Source organism: Flagellimonas profundi, assembly GCF_017313275.1.
GTDB lineage: Bacteria > Bacteroidota > Bacteroidia > Flavobacteriales > Flavobacteriaceae > Flagellimonas > Flagellimonas profundi.
In genome coordinates, this window is sequence record NZ_JAFLNM010000001.1 from 1,817,985 (window position 1) to 1,833,994 (window position 16,010).

General features: G+C 41.0%; 16 protein-coding genes. 10 read left to right on the plus strand and 6 right to left on the minus strand.

Annotation, left to right across the window (positions count from 1 at the left end; all coding sequences use genetic code 11):
* The first annotated feature begins 42 nt into the window (after positions 1 to 42).
* The 6 genes from J0654_RS08420 to J0654_RS08445 are packed head-to-tail and all read left to right on the plus strand — an operon-like array spanning position 43 to position 5,519.
* Positions 43 to 882 (plus strand): zinc-binding alcohol dehydrogenase, encoded by an 840-nt coding sequence (locus J0654_RS08420; protein WP_207027626.1) that lies wholly within the window; start codon positions 43 to 45, stop codon positions 880 to 882.
* Positions 863 to 1,423, plus strand: coding sequence for an L-threonylcarbamoyladenylate synthase (locus J0654_RS08425; protein ID WP_207027628.1), 561 nt, complete (start codon positions 863 to 865; stop codon positions 1,421 to 1,423). Before J0654_RS08420 ends, J0654_RS08425 begins: the two co-directional genes overlap by 20 nt.
* Positions 1,424 to 1,425: 2 nt before the next feature.
* Positions 1,426 to 2,856, plus strand: coding sequence for a CCA tRNA nucleotidyltransferase (locus J0654_RS08430; protein ID WP_207027630.1), 1,431 nt, complete (start codon positions 1,426 to 1,428; stop codon positions 2,854 to 2,856).
* The gene (locus tag J0654_RS08435; protein WP_207027632.1) at positions 2,853 to 3,866 is read left to right on the plus strand and encodes a COX15/CtaA family protein; all 1,014 of its coding nucleotides are present in this window, start codon (positions 2,853 to 2,855) and stop codon (positions 3,864 to 3,866) included. Before J0654_RS08430 ends, J0654_RS08435 begins: the two co-directional genes overlap by 4 nt.
* Positions 3,867 to 3,909: 43 nt before the next feature.
* Complete coding sequence (locus J0654_RS08440) at positions 3,910 to 4,413, plus strand: IS1096 element passenger TnpR family protein (protein ID WP_207027634.1); 504 nt, start codon at positions 3,910 to 3,912, stop codon at positions 4,411 to 4,413.
* A 47-nt stretch (positions 4,414 to 4,460) separates the two neighbouring features.
* The gene (locus J0654_RS08445) at positions 4,461 to 5,519 is read left to right on the plus strand and encodes a nucleoid-associated protein (RefSeq protein ID WP_207027637.1); all 1,059 of its coding nucleotides are present in this window, start codon (positions 4,461 to 4,463) and stop codon (positions 5,517 to 5,519) included.
* On the opposite strand, the gene J0654_RS08450 is transcribed toward J0654_RS08445, so the two are convergent.
* Complete coding sequence (locus J0654_RS08450; protein ID WP_207027639.1) at positions 5,516 to 6,592, minus strand: hypothetical protein; 1,077 nt, start codon at positions 6,590 to 6,592, stop codon at positions 5,516 to 5,518. The two genes, J0654_RS08445 and J0654_RS08450, sit on opposite strands and share 4 nt — an antisense overlap.
* A 78-nt stretch (positions 6,593 to 6,670) precedes the next feature.
* Here J0654_RS08450 and J0654_RS08455 point away from each other — a divergent pair, with 78 nt between their 5' ends.
* The 4 genes from J0654_RS08455 to uvrB are packed head-to-tail and all read left to right on the plus strand — an operon-like array spanning position 6,671 to position 12,213.
* Positions 6,671 to 7,567: an ABC transporter ATP-binding protein gene (locus tag J0654_RS08455; protein ID WP_207027641.1), complete on the plus strand. Its 897-nt coding sequence runs from the start codon at positions 6,671 to 6,673 to the stop codon at positions 7,565 to 7,567.
* A gap of 11 nt (positions 7,568 to 7,578) precedes the next feature.
* Positions 7,579 to 8,412 carry an ABC transporter permease gene (locus J0654_RS08460; protein ID WP_207027643.1) on the plus strand — a complete coding sequence of 278 codons (834 nt, stop codon included), beginning with the start codon at positions 7,579 to 7,581 and terminating at the stop codon, positions 8,410 to 8,412.
* Positions 8,413 to 8,441: 29 nt separating this feature from the next.
* Entirely contained in the window at positions 8,442 to 10,175 is a 1,734-nt protein-coding gene (locus tag J0654_RS08465; protein ID WP_207027645.1) for a T9SS type B sorting domain-containing protein, read from the plus strand.
* Between the two features lie 49 nt (positions 10,176 to 10,224).
* The gene (uvrB, locus tag J0654_RS08470; protein WP_207027647.1) at positions 10,225 to 12,213 is read left to right on the plus strand and encodes an excinuclease ABC subunit UvrB; all 1,989 of its coding nucleotides are present in this window, start codon (positions 10,225 to 10,227) and stop codon (positions 12,211 to 12,213) included.
* A gap of 89 nt (positions 12,214 to 12,302) precedes the next feature.
* On the opposite strand, the gene J0654_RS08475 is transcribed toward uvrB, so the two are convergent.
* The 5 genes from J0654_RS08475 to J0654_RS08495 all read right to left on the minus strand — a co-directional run bounded on the left by J0654_RS08475 (position 12,303) and on the right by J0654_RS08495 (position 15,994).
* Positions 12,303 to 12,731 carry an Hsp20/alpha crystallin family protein gene (locus J0654_RS08475; protein ID WP_207027649.1) on the minus strand — a complete coding sequence of 143 codons (429 nt, stop codon included), beginning with the start codon at positions 12,729 to 12,731 and terminating at the stop codon, positions 12,303 to 12,305.
* 115 nt (positions 12,732 to 12,846) lie between these two features.
* Positions 12,847 to 13,248, minus strand: coding sequence for a TerB family tellurite resistance protein (locus J0654_RS08480; protein ID WP_207027651.1), 402 nt, complete (start codon positions 13,246 to 13,248; stop codon positions 12,847 to 12,849).
* 116 nt (positions 13,249 to 13,364) lie between these two features.
* A complete protein-coding gene (locus tag J0654_RS08485) occupies positions 13,365 to 13,700 on the minus strand; it encodes a hypothetical protein (RefSeq protein ID WP_207027653.1) in 336 nt (111 codons plus the stop codon).
* A gap of 343 nt (positions 13,701 to 14,043) precedes the next feature.
* The gene (gene sucC / locus J0654_RS08490) at positions 14,044 to 15,237 is read right to left on the minus strand and encodes an ADP-forming succinate--CoA ligase subunit beta (protein WP_207027655.1); all 1,194 of its coding nucleotides are present in this window, start codon (positions 15,235 to 15,237) and stop codon (positions 14,044 to 14,046) included.
* Positions 15,238 to 15,355: 118 nt separating this feature from the next.
* Entirely contained in the window at positions 15,356 to 15,994 is a 639-nt protein-coding gene (locus J0654_RS08495; RefSeq protein ID WP_207027657.1) for an LON peptidase substrate-binding domain-containing protein, read from the minus strand.
* Positions 15,995 to 16,010: the final 16 nt, after the last annotated feature.

Genomic DNA, 16,010 nt, shown 5'->3' on the forward strand with positions numbered 1-16,010 from the left:
TGTTATCTCATATCCTTAATTTTGTGATTCTAAACTTCCAGAATGAAGGTCAAGGAAATTCCTGTTTCACTGTTTCATCAAGCTAAGTTGACTTGGCAATCCAAGGAGACGCTTACATCCAATAAAAAGCAAATTCCTGTAATTGTTTCATTGGCTTCAATTCCTTCAAGATTAAAGATTGTACATCTTACTATCCGGAGTTTGCTGAATCAAGATGTGTTGCCCGAAAAAATTGTGCTTTGGTTACATGAAGACCTGAGGGGTAAAATCCCAAAAAAACTGAATAGTTTGACCGGCGATTTGTTCGATATTAAATTTACCGATTATTTTAGTTCACACAGAAAATTGGTCGAGCCTTTAAAACAGTACCCAGAAAAAACGATCATTACTTGTGATGATGATATGATGTACCGAAAAAATTGGTTGTCGAAGCTATATGAGGCACATCAAAAACATCCGGACAACATTGTCGCCAATCAAACGCGATGTATCACTTATGACGAATCAGGTGAGCTACTGCCCTACAAACAATGGAAACCAAATGAATCAGGATGTGAAAATCCAAAATTGACGTTACCCATTGGAGCAGGCGGAACTTTGTACCCACCCAACACAATGGACCAAAAAGTATTTGAGCAAGACCTGTTCCTAAAGCTTGCACCCAATGCCGACGATTTATGGTTCAAAATAATGGGGCTGATCAAGGGAACATATTCCATTCAAGCCGACAATAGCGGAAAAGAACCAATTCCCATTTGGGGCTCTCAAAAGGTTTCCTTGAAAAAAGGAAACATTGGGTTGGACAAAAACAGAATACAGTGGCAGGCGTTGACCGACCACTTTCAACTAAAATTCGAAAACATTGACCGAAGAAATCAATAACTGCCATAAAGTATTACAAGAGGGCGGACTCATCCTCTACCCTACCGATACCGTATGGGGCATAGGTTGTGATGCCACTAACCCCGAAGCGGTGAAAAAAGTGTACGCCCTTAAAAAGCGTGAAGACACCAAGGCACTCATTTGTTTGGTAGCCAACCAAGCCATGCTGGAACGCCACGTAAAAGAAGTGCCCGATGTCGCCTACGATATTATGGACTTGGCAACAAAACCGACCACTATCGTATTCGACAACCCCATGGGCATTGCTAGCAATCTGGTGGCGGAAGACAATACACTGGCCATTCGTGTAGCTTCGGATAAATTTTGCCAATACCTCATCAATAAATTCAGAAAGCCCATTGTATCCACATCGGCCAATATCTCGGGCAATCCCACCCCAAAACAATTCAAGGATATTGATGAAGAAATTTTAAAAGGAGTGGACTATGTGGTAAATTTGCCAGACGAAAATATAAACCCTTCCCCCTCCTCTATCATTAAATTGAGTAGCGACGGACAGGTGAAGGTTATTCGGGAATAACAATGACGAAGGAATTCCATACAGAAGCGATACAACACCCTATTTTTAAACTTATTGGCGAAGCTTCAGATGAGTTGAGCGTGGACGCTTATGTCATCGGTGGTTTTGTTCGAGATTACTTTTTAAAAAGAAACACTCCAAAGGATATAGACATTGTAGCCATAGGCAGTGGAATTGAACTCGCTAAAAAAGTGGCATCCAAATTAAAAGGGAAACCTGAGATTTCCGTATTCAAGAATTTTGGTACGGCCATGATCAAGCACAAGGATTTAGAACTGGAATTTGTGGGGGCCCGAAAAGAAAGCTACAATCGGGATAGCCGAAAGCCCATTGTGGAAGATGGAACCTTGGAAGACGACCAGAACCGTCGCGATTTTACCATCAATGCCATGGCCTTGGCGTTGAACGAATCCAATTTTGGGGAACTCCTGGATCCTTTTGATGGCTTGGCCGATCTGGACAGGCACATTATCCGAACACCTTTGGAACCCGGTATCACCTATTCCGATGACCCCTTGCGTATGATGCGTGCCATTCGATTTGCCACACAATTGCATTTTACCATTGAATTGCAATCGCTTCAGGCCATTACCGAGAACAAGGACCGTATTAAAATAGTTTCCAAGGAGCGTATCGTGGACGAACTGAACAAAATATTGATGAGTTCCAAACCGTCCCTAGGTTTTAAATTGATGCACCAAACAGGATTGCTCCCCTTGATTCTACCCGAACTGACAGCACTGCAAGGCATTGAAGAAATAGAGGGCCAACGCCACAAGGACAACTTTTGGCACACCTTGGAAGTGGTGGACAATATCGCAGAGACCACGGACAACCTTTGGTTGCGCTGGGCTGCATTGCTGCACGATATCGGCAAGGCGCCCACCAAAAAATTCCATAAAAAAATCGGATGGACCTTCCATGCACATGAATTTGTGGGAGCAAAAATGGTTTACAAACTCTTCAAAAGGTTGCGAATGCCGTTGAACGAAAAGATGAAATTCGTTCAGAAAATGGTATTGATGAGTTCTAGGCCCATCATTTTGTCCGAAGACCATGTGACCGATTCTGCAGTAAGACGATTGGTCTTCGACGCTGGAGATTTTGTGGAAGACCTTATGACCCTTTGTGAAGCCGACATCACAACCAAGAACCCGAAGAAACAGAAAAAATACAAGAACAACTTCAAAATAGTTCGCCAAAAAATAGTCGAGGTCGAAGAGCGTGACCATATCCGGAACTTTCAGCCTCCTGTTTCCGGTGAGGAAATCATGAAAACCTTCAACCTAAAACCTTCCAAGGAAATAGGCATTATCAAAGACGCTATCAAAGAAGCCATTTTAGAGGGGGAAATCCCCAACGAATATGAGGCCGCCTACAATTTTATGTTGGAAAAAGGCAAAAAAATGAATTTAAAAATACATTCCGAATGAAAAAGAACAAATATGTAGTGTATTGGTTGTTAACTGGATGTTTTCTCATTTTTGTCATGGTTTTAGTGGGAGGGATAACGCGGCTTACCCACTCTGGACTTTCAATTTCCGACTATAAATTGATACAGGGAACCATTCCACCGATGAACGAACAGGAATGGCAAGAAGCTTTTGAACTGTACAAGCAATACCCGGAATACCAGAAACTCAACTATCATTTTGGACTCGAAGAGTTCAAGGACATCTACTTTTGGGAATGGTTGCACAGAGTTATTGGAAGATTTATTGGAGTTGTGTTCATTGTACCATTCCTTTTCTTTTTGGTCACAAAAAAATTGGATAGGCCGACTATTAAAAAATGTTTGATTTTGCTCTTTATGGGCGGATTCCAGGGTTTTTTGGGTTGGTACATGGTAAAAAGTGGCCTTGTGGACCGTCCCGATGTTTCCCACTTTAGATTGGCCGCACACTTGACCACGGCATTCCTGACCTTTGCCTATAGTTTATGGGTGGCCTTGGACCTTATGTACCCTGAAAAAAAAGAAATCAACAAAAAAATACGAAACTTGATACGGATCGGACTTGTAGTGCTGTTGCTCCAAATTATTTGGGGAGCCTTCGTGGCCGGTTTGGACGCAGGTTTTATACACAACCATTGGCCCTTGATGAGCGACGGCAAGCTGATTCACGAAACTGTATATATTGAGCAGCAGCCCGTCATCAAAAACTTTTTTGAAGGAAAAAGTGGGGTCCAGTTCGTGCACCGTTACCTGGCCTATATTGTAGTTGGGGTTATTGCACTGATTTGGTTCAGAACTAGAAAAATGGAGACCACGGCACTACAAGAAAAAGGATTGCAAAGTTTGCTGGCTTTGGTTTTTGTGCAGTTTTTATTGGGTGTGCTCACGTTGATCTACGCAGTGCCGCTTTGGCTGGGAATTGCGCATCAAATAGGGGCATTTTTCCTTTTGGCCGCCATGACTTTTACCCTGCACAGGTTCTCCAAATAAGGTCTATTTATTGTACCTTTGTGCCCACTCTAAAATTTGATGGATGATTTATAAAATCAGGATAATACTTGATGCTGAGGAAGATATCTTTCGTGATATCGAAATTGAGGACCAAAGTAATTTGGAAGATTTCCACAATGCGATAACCCAAGCTTTTGGTTTTGAGGGGAGTGAAATGGCCTCGTTCTACACTTGTGATGAAGAATGGAACCAAGATGAGGAAATTGCCCTTTTTGACATGAGTGAGAGTGGTTCGGATATTCGGTTAATGAACGAAACCACGTTAGCTGATATTATGAATGAAAAAAATCCCAAGCTGATCTATGTATACGACTTTTTCAGCATGTGGACCTTTTTTGTGGAACTCGCCGATATTGTTGAAAAAGAAGATGGCCGGGTTTACCCCAATGTGCTTTTCACCTTTGGTGAACTGCCGGATGCCCCACCAGAAAAACAGTTCGAAGCAGAACCCAATGATGATGAGGGCGATTATGACGACCTTTTGGACAGTTATGACGATATGGACTTTGACGAAAACTGGAACTGACCAAATACTTGACCTAAATTTTTAACCATTAATCACATCCCCTAAAAATGCTGAACCTATATACCGCCCAAATTGAAAGCATATCGCTTCACCGTGTTGGCAACAAAAGTAAAAACGAATCTGCGTTTTTATCCGCAGAGCCTTTTACCCTAAACGATGAAATGTCCGGTTTGCTAAAGGAGTATTTCTTTAAACCTTTCAGGGAAAAAGAAGAGAACTACTATAAGTTTGGCCATGAGGTTGATTTGGAGTTCAACGAGGTCTATATGGCTGTTTCCGGAATATTCGACAACCCATCCGATAATCATAGATTGTCAAAAAAAATAACCAGCCACCTATATGAGCAGTCCAACCATCCTCATATTAAAAGCGGGGAAGTTTATGTGGTCCATTTTGCAGACATGGTCATCGACAACCAAAAAACGGATGCCGTTGGTATTTTTAAAAGTGAGTTGAAACACGATTTTCTTCAGTTTGAAGAAAAGGAGCACAACTTGGAGATTTTGATTCGTCAGGGAATCAATATCAATAAACTGGATAAGGGCTGTATCGTTTTTAACACCAATAAAGAAGAGGGGTATAAAGTACTTTCTGTTGACAGCAACCGATATGATGCCAAATATTGGTTGGAAAACTTTTTAGGTGTTCTCCCATTGACCGATGAGAACTTCTACACCAAAAATTACCTTAAGTTCTGCCAAAACTTTGCCAAAGACGTGGTTTTACCCGCCGAAGACAAGCAACAAGAGGTCATGTTCATGAACCGTGCGGTGAACCATTTTGCCAAAAACGACAATTTTGAAGAGACCTCATTCTTGAACGAGGTTATGGAAAATCCTGAACTGATTCCAGAATTTAAACACTACAAAGTGGAAAAAGGCCCCAAATACAGCATTGAGGACGTTTCCAATTTTGACATTGCCAACAAGGCGGTTAGCGATGCCCGTAAAAAAATCAAGAATGTCATCAATTTGGATACCAATATTCAAATTAAGATGGATTTCATCAACCCTGAATCGGCAGAGAAATTTGTGGAAAAAGGTTGGGACGAGGAACGGCAGATGTACTACTACCTTGTATATTTTAACAAAGAACAGAAAAGTTAGAACTTCTTGTCTATAATCTGTTTCATGCTCACATCTTCGTAATTTCGTTTGACAAAATCCAAAGCATGGGTCAATATTTCCCCCATGTTTTTACTGTCCCTAAAGTTAATGTCACCTGTCAGCTCCTGAAGTTGGGCTTTTAGTGTTTCTATGTTTTCGGGAGGGGCAATGGTATCTGCGATACATGCATCCAAAAGCCTTTTTAACCTTCTACCCCAACTAAGTATTCTTTTGGCTATGATCGAACGTTCCTCTACAATATATTGATTTACGGAATCTATGGTCAATTTACCTTGTACCAAATCGACCATTGTTTTATTCTCCTTAAAAAATTGGGGACGGTACACTTTTATCTTGCCTTCGTAACATTGTTGATCAAAGTCAATGGCCCGTATCTTATAAACCACACTATCAAAATCGTGGGTGGGAACGATCACATAGTTATAGGAACGCATGTCTCCCAATAAACGTATCATGCACCTTTCATTGAACTTCACAAATTCTTTGGCAATTTGTGCTTTTTCGAATTCCGTGCATTCCGGTAGGTTTTTTTTCATAAAAACATCTCCGGGAATACCCACAATATGCTCCTCTATCAAGGTGTTCTCATAAATCACAAAGTTCAAATTGTACGGTGAGAGCATATGCTCCAACTCCAAACCATAGACCCGTGATGCATCGGTCCTTTTTACATAGAACAAGGTGTAGTTATCGTTCAAAATATTTCGAACCTTAATTCTAAAAGGTTTCGAATTCCCAAAAGTGCAATAGTCCACATAATCCACATTGAGGTACTGAAAAATCGAATCGCTACCATCCGAAACAAAATTTGAATATACACGCTTCAGGGCCAAATCAATCTCATCTCGGTCAAACTCTGGATAAAAAACCCTTACCCAAAGGGTATCTTCATCGTTTGCATCATAAACGGCAACACTTCCCGAAAACCTTAGAAGGTCTTCATAATGGATAGGAATCTCAATTTTTCGATTGTAATAATCCAAATATTTATCCAGCTCTTTGCTTATAGGATAAGCCGGTTTCTTTTTCGACATTAATTTCTCTTCGGACATTGTATTTGATTATTTTGTAACAAAATGCGATAAACATCGTCAAGTTAGTATAAACCATTCAAAAAACGATAGCTTCTCTTGGAAACAATACTCACCGTTAACCATCTTACAAAAAAATTTGGTTACCTCACAGCCGTCAAAGATCTTTCCTTTACCATAGAAAAGGGAAACGTTTATGGCATATTGGGACCCAATGGCAGTGGCAAGTCCACCACTTTGGGCATTATATTAAATGTGGTTAACCGTACTTCCGGCGATTTTAGCTGGTTCGATGGAACCACTTCAACCCATGATGCACTTAAAAAGGTAGGTGCCATTATTGAGCGCCCTAACTTTTATCCTTACATGAACGCTATCCAAAATTTAAGATTGGTCTGTAAAATAAAGGATGTTCCAGAAACCAAAATTCAGGAAAAACTGGAATTGGTCGGGTTGTGGGATCGTCGCAACAGCAAGTTCAGAACCTATTCACTGGGTATGAAACAGCGTTTGGCCATTGCCTCTGCCCTGCTCAACGATCCTGAGATTTTAATTCTGGACGAACCCACCAATGGTTTGGACCCTCAGGGTATTCATCAGATTCGAGAAATCATAAAAATAATAGCAGGTCAGGGCACCACCATTTTATTGGCATCCCACTTATTGGATGAAGTGGAAAAGGTCTGCTCCCACGTTATCATCCTCCGTAAGGGTGAAAATCTATACACAGGTCCCGTGGACAGCATGTTGGCAAGTCATGGTTTTTTTGAACTGCGTACAGCTAACATGGACCAACTTCAAGAGCTCCTGGAAAAAAATGCAAGTTTTGGTAAAGTGGAAAACTTTAATGGCACCATTACTGCATATCTAAAAGAGGAAATGGATGCAGAGAGTTTGAACAAGACCCTATTTGAAAGAGGAATTGTACTTTCTCATATAGTGAAAAGAAAAGAGAGCTTGGAAGAACAATTTTTAACCTTGACCAACAATAACTAATCAAAAAACGAATGTTACGTCTCCTACAAATAGAATTTATAAAACTTTGGAACAATAGGGCCAGCAAGGTGCTGATCATCTCCTATTTTGTGTTATTGACATCGATAGCACTGATTGCAGCCATCAAGTTCGATATTGGCCCAGTTCAATTTCACTTGGCCGATCAAGGGATTTTCAATTTTCCTTACATCTGGCATTTCAACACCTTCGTCACAGCATTGTTCAAATTGTTTTTGGCCATCGTCATTGTTTCCATGATGTCCAACGAATACAGTAACAAGACCATTAAACAAAACCTGATCGATGGTTTGTCCAAAAAGGAGTTTATCCTTTCCAAAGTGCTTACCGTGATTTCATTTGCCCTGATATCCACCATTTTTGTATTTGTGGTATCTATGATCCTGGGGTTGGTTTATTCCGATTACAATGAGGTATCCATCATTTTTTCGGATATGGAATTTTTACCTGCTTTCTTTTTAAAATTGGTCGGTTTCTTCTCTTTTTGTCTCTTTTTGGGCATTTTGGTAAAACGCTCGGCCTTTGCATTGGGGTTCCTTATTCTATGGACCATTTTGGAGCAAGTGGTATTTGGTTTGCTGGGATGGAAGGTAATGAGCTGGGAGTCTGCCAAGGCGTTAAAACGCTTCTTCCCTCTAGAATCCATGTCCAATTTGATCAAGGAGCCGTTCACAAGACTTTCCGCCGTTCAGAATATAGGCGAGCAAATCGGTGAAAACATGAAGTTCGACTACCATGTGTATTGGTATGAGTTCTTGATCGTGATTGTTTGGACAGCCATATTCATCTATTTATCCTACGTATTATTGAAGAAACGTGATTTGTAGTATCTTGTGAGGTACACATTATCATGTAAATGTTGAACAGATACATTTTATGGGTTGCCCTTTTAATAGGTTTGGCTACCGATGCACAGGTTTGCCCGGATATCCTATACCCTGCAGATGGAGCTACTGATGTTCCGCTGGATGCCACCATCGACTGGGAAACGGTAGATGGTGTACCATCTTACAATATTACATTGGGCACAAGTCCAGGCGACAATGATATACTCGCTTCCCAATTTGCAAGTGGATCGTCCTACACTCCACCGCGTGGACTTCCTGCCAATACAACCATTTACGTGACCATTACCCTTTTCTTTTTTAACCAGCCAAACGTTACGTGCCCCAGTTATAGTTTTACAACAGAACCGTTGACAGCAATTCCAGGCTGCACGGAAACAACGAACCCTCCGGATATGGCAATAGATATTAATCCCAACACCAATATCTCGTGGAACTATACCTACGGTGCTGAGGGTTACCGGTTGAGTTTGGGCAGTACTCCAGAGGGAACGGAGCTTTTGAATAATTTTGATGTTGGCAACACCCTGACCTACAATCCACCGGAAGATCTGATTCCTTCAGAATCCACTGTTTACGTTACCATAGTGCCCTACAATTCGTTAGGCTCGACCACCGGATGCACTACGCAACAGTTTACCACCCGAGCAGCATCGGAAATACCGGATTGCACAACTATGATATATCCACAAAATGGTGAAACCAATGTTCCGCTCTCCCCTTTCCTGGAATGGAATGCTGTTCCCGATGCAACGGGCTATATGGTAACTATAGGCACAACACCAACGGACACAGATATTTTGGATGGTTCTATTTTCAACACCAATTCCACTCCTGTGGTCAACTTTGAACCGAACAAAACTTTCTTTATCACTATAATACCATTTAATGATGCCGGGCAGGCCGAAGGATGCTTCCAAACCAGTTTCAGCACCATTCTTGGATGCGGTCCATACCTGGATTTTGATACAGAAGAGTATATCATCATTAACCCAGAAATTGATTTTCCCGATTCTTTTTCCTCTTGTCAAAACGAAGGTCCTTCGGTAATTTCATCAACAGATGAAGCAGAAGGGTACCGCTGGTATCAAATTGATGAGTTTGATGATGAAACATTGATTTCGTCGACAAAAGAAGTTACCATTACCGAAAACGGGCAGTACCGATATGAAGCCTATAACACAATAACCCAAAATGGAAATACCATTGAATGTCCATCATCCAAAATATTTGAAGTAGTTGCATCAGAAATGGCCACCATAGAAAACATTATTGCCCAGCCAACCGTTTCTTCGTTGCAGTTGACGGTGATTGCATCGGGCAATGGTAGTTACCAATATGCCATTGACACTATTGATGGGCCATATTCCGATAGTAATACGTTTAACAATGTGGAACCCGGAAGCCATACCATCTATGTCCGCGACAAAAATGGCTGTGGAATCGCACAAAAAGAATTCACACAAGATTTAACCGTAGAGGGTTTTCCAAAGTTTTTCACTCCAAATGGAGATAACATCAACGATTATTGGCAATTTATTCAACCCCAAAAAACAGAACCGGTTGTATTAAAAAGTATCCGGATCTTTGACCGATACGGTAATTTCCTAAAGCAGATTTTTCAAAATTCACAAGGATGGGATGGAACTGTTAGGGGAAGATCACTTCCTTCGGGGGACTACTGGTTCGTTGCCATTGACGATTCCAATCGAGAGATCAAAGGTCATTTCACACTAAAAAGATAATATCTCCATTTTACTTCCTTTTGGAGGCATCCTTTAGTATTTTTATCGAATGAAATTTCAGGTAGTTTCTGACTTTAAACCCACGGGAGATCAGCCCGAAGCCATCAAACAATTAGTGGAAGGCATTGAATCCAAGGCTCGCCACCAAACCTTGCTTGGTGTAACCGGTTCGGGAAAAACATTTACGGTTGCCAACGTTGTTGAATCAGTGCAGAGACCTACCTTGGTTCTGGCCCACAACAAGACCTTGGCAGCTCAATTATACTCGGAGTTTAAGCAGTTTTTCCCTAACAATGCCGTGGAATATTTTGTATCATACTACGATTACTACCAGCCAGAGGCTTATATTCCCACAAGCGGACTTTATATTGAAAAAGACCTTTCCATAAACGAGGATATTGAAAAGTTACGTTTGAGCACCACTTCCTCCCTCCTTTCGGGACGACGGGATGTGCTTGTGGTAGCCTCAGTGTCCTGTTTGTACGGTATCGGAAACCCTATTGAGTTTCAAAAGAATGTGATTACCATACACAGAGATCAAGTTATTTCAAGAACCAAGTTTTTAAAGCAGTTGGTCCAAAGCCTTTATGCCCGAACCACTGCTGATTTTAGGAACGGAAATTTTAGGGTGAAAGGGGATGTAGTGGATGTTTTTCCAGGGTATGCCGACCATGCCTTCCGTATTCACTTTTTTGGTGATGAGATAGAAGAAATTGAGGCATTGGATCCATATAACAACAAGGTTATCGAGATTTACGACACCCTGAACATTTACCCCGCCAATATGTTCGTGACCTCTCCCGATGTGCTTCAAAACGCGATCAAGGAAATTCAGGACGACTTGGTAAAACAAGTGGATTATTTTAAGGAAATCGGTAGGCCTCTTGAAGCAAAACGCTTGGAGGAGCGCACCAATTTTGACTTGGAAATGATCCGCGAACTCGGCTATTGTTCGGGCATCGAGAATTATTCACGCTATTTGGACGGAAGAAAGCCGGGCACCCGACCTTTCTGTTTGTTGGATTACTTCCCCGATGATTATTTAATGGTAATCGATGAAAGCCACGTGACCATACCTCAGGTACACGCTATGTACGGGGGCGACCGCTCCAGAAAGGAAAATTTGGTGGAATACGGTTTTCGGCTACCAGCCGCCATGGACAACCGTCCATTAAAGTTCGAAGAGTTTGAAGCCCTTCAAAACCAAGTACTTTATGTGAGCGCCACTCCTGCCGATTACGAATTGGAATTGAGCGAAGGCGTTTATGTGGAACAAATTATCCGCCCTACCGGATTGTTGGATCCCGAAATTGAGGTTCGGCCCAGCGAAAACCAAATCGACGACCTAGTTGAGGAAATCCAGCAACGGGTTGAATTGGATGAGCGAACTTTGGTGACCACGCTTACCAAACGCATGGCAGAAGAGCTTACCAAATACTTATCGAGAATTGATATCCGTTGCCGTTACATACATAGCGATGTGGACACCCTTGAGCGTGTGGAAATTATGCAGGATCTTCGAAAAGGACTTTTTGATGTACTTATTGGTGTAAACCTTTTGCGTGAAGGGTTGGATTTGCCCGAGGTCTCTCTTGTAGCCATTTTGGATGCGGATAAAGAAGGTTTTTTAAGAAGTAACCGTTCCTTGACACAAACGGTTGGCCGTGCCGCCCGAAACTTGAACGGAAAAGCCATAATGTATGCAGATACCATTACCGAAAGCATGCAAAAAACCATTGACGAGACCAACTACAGAAGGGACAAGCAGATGGCTTACAACAAAGAAAACAATATTACCCCAACGGCACTTAAGAAGAACTTAGATAGTGCTTTGGCCAAAAACTCAGTATCCACTTATCACTTCCAGAAAGAAGAGTTACGTGCAGCAGAGCCAGATCTTAATTACATCACTGAAGACCAAAAGGAAAAACTGATCAGGGATAAAAGAAAAGCCATGGAAAAGGCGGCCAAAGAACTTAACTTTATGGAAGCGGCCAAACTTAGGGACGAGATAAAAATGCTTCAGGAAAAGGAATAAAAAACGCGCCCCAGCAAATGCAGGAGCGCGCCTCAACTAACCAACTAATCCAACCATCATGAAACACCTATAGTTGGTGTTCTAATGTCTTATCCTATTTCAATCATTCTTTTTGGTTTTGGCAATGCCTCTTGTTTTTTAGGCAATGTCAACTTCAATATTCCATCTTCGTACTTAGCATCGATTTTAGAGCCATCTACAGTTTCGGGCAATGTGAAAGCCCTTTTAAAAGAAGTAAAGGAAAACTCTTTTCTTGTGTAATTGTCCTCTTTTTCTTCGTTTTCAGTATTAACCTCACTGGAAATGGTCAACACATCGTTGTCGATTTCCACGGTGAAATCATCTTTTTTCATACCTGGAACGGCAAGTTCCAATTCAAATCCTTCGGTATTCTCCTTTATATTTACTGCGGGCATGGAAGTGTTAGTCCACTTATCTGTTCCACCGAACCAATCTGGACTAATAAAATCGTTCATCAAAGATGGAAAAAACAGGTTGTTTCTTTTTACTATACTCATGGCGATTCAATTTTAGTTAAACATTTAAATCACCAGGTATAAGTCAAAACCTATACCAATAGAAAATACATGTCTTTTTGACATGTATCAAGGAAAATATACTGCCTTTTTGACATTAATTGTAATATGCTTTGAAGATATTGATAAGCACATCTGGCGGTACAATATTATCCGGGTAACGGTGCATTACTTCCAACACCTGACTGATAGCGGCCGGTGGCAACCCCATTTTGAGACCAATATTGTAAAGGGTGTTGATTTCCTTCTTATGTTGCTCGTGATCAATGTTCATAAGCAAGATAAGTCGATGGAATTGTACAATGCGTTCAGCCTGTGTTTTTAATCGGACTTTAGGTGATTTCTCCTTTAATAGCCCATCAAAAACCTCTTTGGTCACCCCTAAATTGCGGGCCACTTTAAGTAAAAATTCATATTCGGATTGCTTCAGGGAATGGTCCACCCTTGCAAATCCGATCATCTCCGAAAGAATGCTCAATTTTTCCTTGTACGTACCCATAATGTATGGTTCTGGTTCGTTACCTCAACTAGATAACTCCAAACAACTGGTTTTAGTACATAAAAAAGCCCTGAATTTCAGGGCTTTTTCTAACTAACTCAAAATAATTCCCGTTTTTAAGCGGTAATGCGTACTGGAACTTCGTAAACTCTACCAGGTGCCACATTATCCAATTGCACCTTTTTGTAGTTCAAACGGCTTTTTACGAAGCCTTCCATAATTTCATCTTTCGTTTCTACGGAAAGCACTAGCAATTCTCCTTTTTCAGTTACAATAAAACGAACCTCAGCAGTAAGCTCACTGTCCTCAACGTTTAGTCTATTGTCTTTCAACATTTCATAAATCTGGCCAGAAAGATTGGTCGCTTTTGTAGCCTTTTTACCTTTTGTTGCAAATGCACTCATGGTTGCGAACAATGCCAATGCAACCGTAACAGTTTTTAAATTTCTCATGATTTTGTTTTTTGATTAAAAATTGATGATTGATGATTTGTCAAAAATTCGACTCTATTAAAAGTCTTTTTTAATGACACTACAAAAATAAGACGATTAAAAAACAAAATTGTTACAGTTTGGGGTGATTTAACAAATGTTTAAAGTCCTTAATCTTGGGCTAACACCCCGATTTAACTGGAAAAATGAAGCCGGCAAAAATTATGCGACAGAACGCGTTCAAAATGAATAATTTATGTTTACCAGTGATTTTTAAGACAAAAAATGCGGTTCAAAAAGTTTTAAGCATAAAAAAAGGCAACGTTTGAACGTTGCCCTTGAAATGTATTTTAAGGTTTGAGGTCTAGCTCAAAACTTCCTCTACTTTATCCGCTGCTTCTTTAAACTGAACAGCGGAGTGAACAGCCAAACCAGAATTGTCTATAATTTCTTTGGCCAACTCTGCATTGGTTCCCTGCAATCTTACGATAATCGGCACCTGTATGGCGTCTCCCATATTTTTATAGGCATCCACAACACCCTGGGCAACTCGATCACAACGTACAATACCACCAAAAATATTGATAAGGATGGCTTTAACGTTAGGATCCTTAAGAATAATACGGAAGGCCTCTTCTACCCTTTTGGCATCTGCAGTACCTCCTACATCCAAGAAGTTCGCTGGTTCTCCACCGGCCATTTTGATCAAATCCATGGTAGCCATGGCCAATCCGGCTCCATTTACCATACAACCCACGTTGCCGTCCAGATCCACATAGTTCAAGCCCACCTCACGAGCCTCAACCTCAATCGGGTTTTCTTCACGAAGGTCACGCATCTCTGCATAGGCCTTTCTTCTATATAAAGCGTTGTCATCGATGGTAACTTTGGCATCTACCGCCATGATTTTGTCATCTGAAGTCTTCAAAACCGGGTTGATCTCAAAAAGACTGGAATCACTTTCAACATAAGCCTTATATAAAGACATAACAAATTTCACCATCTCTTTGAAGGCTGTACCGGACAGTCCCAGGTTGAACGCTATTCTTCTTGCCTGGAAAGGCAATAGACCCAATCCTGGATCAACTTCTTCGGTAAAGATCAAATGTGGTGTCTTTTCAGCCACTTCTTCAATATCCATTCCACCTTCGGTAGAATACATGATCATGTTTTTACCTGTTCCCCTGTTCAAAAGAACGGACATATAAAATTCGCTGGTTTCGCTATCACCCGGATAATACACATCCTCAGCGACCAAAACCTGATGAACTTTTTTACCTTCCGCAGATGTTTGTGGGGTAACGAGGTTCATTCCTATAATGTTACCTGCCAACTCTTCTACCTCTTTCAAGTTTTTGGCCAATTTTACTCCTCCGCCTTTACCACGGCCACCTGCATGAACCTGTGCTTTGATTACGTGCCATCCGGTTCCGGTTTCCTGTGTAAGTTGTTTTGCGGCATCTACCGCTTCCTTGGCGTTGTGAGCAACAATTCCTCTTTGGATCCTAACCCCAAAACTGGCTAAAATCTCTTTTCCTTGATATTCGTGAAGATTCATCTGTGAATTTACTTTTGTTTGCTGACAAAAATAGAAAACACCGCTGACAAATTGAAGATGTTAAATGAATAATTACCGATTAAACCTTAATTAAAAGTCAGTTTCGCTATTCCGGACACTACAACTTGAAATCTTGAAAGTCCAATGGATCAAAATTTTTAAAGTGCCCGTTCATTTCAATAACGCCTTTGGTGCGGTTCACTTCATTTAGAACATTGGCTGTTGCATCCAAATGTTCCTTTATAAAATTCAATCGGTCCGTTTCTTTTGTCATGAGCAACAATTTATATTCTTGCTCAAAAGAAAGTCCCATTTTGTGGGCCAAAGAATAGCTATTAAACTGTTTGGGTGATATTTTGGTAAAAGGAACATCCATTATGTCATAAAGGTTCTCGACCTTTTGAAGCACCTCTTCCCTCAAAGCTTCATCTGCATCGTTTTCAATTTCCAAGAATTCCACTTCCCCTCCGGCATACAATTTACCCTCCAACTGTTTTTCAAAACTCAGTACCTTAAAAATTTGACGTGCCACACAAACCACATCCATTTCTCCAGTTTCATACGTATTGACCACCTCAACCAACTGCACCTCGGTTCCATATGAAATGGAATTGTTGATGTAAACAGGGATGCCAAAGGTCAGAGCTTCCTTGCGACAATCATTGATCAATTGTTTGTATCGGTCTTCAAAAATATGAAGGGGCACAGTCTCTCCCGGAAAAAAAACTGATTTCAAAGGAAATAAAGGAAGTTTCATATTATGAATTTGTTTA

Bases quoted from the DNA above. Each gene is read 5' to 3' on its own strand.
- J0654_RS08420 (WP_207027626.1), top strand. From the start codon at position 43: ATGAAGGTCAAGGAAATTCCTGTTTCACTGTTTCATCAAGCTAAGTTG.
- J0654_RS08430 (WP_207027630.1), top strand. From the start codon at position 1,426: ATGACGAAGGAATTCCATACAGAAGCGATACAACACCCTATTTTTAAA.
- J0654_RS08435 (WP_207027632.1), top strand. From the start codon at position 2,853: ATGAAAAAGAACAAATATGTAGTGTATTGGTTGTTAACTGGATGTTTT.
- J0654_RS08440 (WP_207027634.1), top strand. From the start codon at position 3,910: ATGATTTATAAAATCAGGATAATACTTGATGCTGAGGAAGATATCTTT.
- J0654_RS08445 (WP_207027637.1), top strand. From the start codon at position 4,461: ATGCTGAACCTATATACCGCCCAAATTGAAAGCATATCGCTTCACCGT.
- J0654_RS08450 (WP_207027639.1), bottom strand. From the start codon at position 6,592: ATGTCCGAAGAGAAATTAATGTCGAAAAAGAAACCGGCTTATCCTATA.
- J0654_RS08460 (WP_207027643.1), top strand. From the start codon at position 7,579: ATGTTACGTCTCCTACAAATAGAATTTATAAAACTTTGGAACAATAGG.
- J0654_RS08465 (WP_207027645.1), top strand. From the start codon at position 8,442: ATGTTGAACAGATACATTTTATGGGTTGCCCTTTTAATAGGTTTGGCT.
- uvrB (WP_207027647.1), top strand. From the start codon at position 10,225: ATGAAATTTCAGGTAGTTTCTGACTTTAAACCCACGGGAGATCAGCCC.
- J0654_RS08475 (WP_207027649.1), bottom strand. From the start codon at position 12,731: ATGAGTATAGTAAAAAGAAACAACCTGTTTTTTCCATCTTTGATGAAC.
- J0654_RS08480 (WP_207027651.1), bottom strand. From the start codon at position 13,248: ATGGGTACGTACAAGGAAAAATTGAGCATTCTTTCGGAGATGATCGGA.
- J0654_RS08485 (WP_207027653.1), bottom strand. From the start codon at position 13,700: ATGAGAAATTTAAAAACTGTTACGGTTGCATTGGCATTGTTCGCAACC.
- sucC (WP_207027655.1), bottom strand. From the start codon at position 15,237: ATGAATCTTCACGAATATCAAGGAAAAGAGATTTTAGCCAGTTTTGGG.
- J0654_RS08495 (WP_207027657.1), bottom strand. From the start codon at position 15,994: ATGAAACTTCCTTTATTTCCTTTGAAATCAGTTTTTTTTCCGGGAGAG.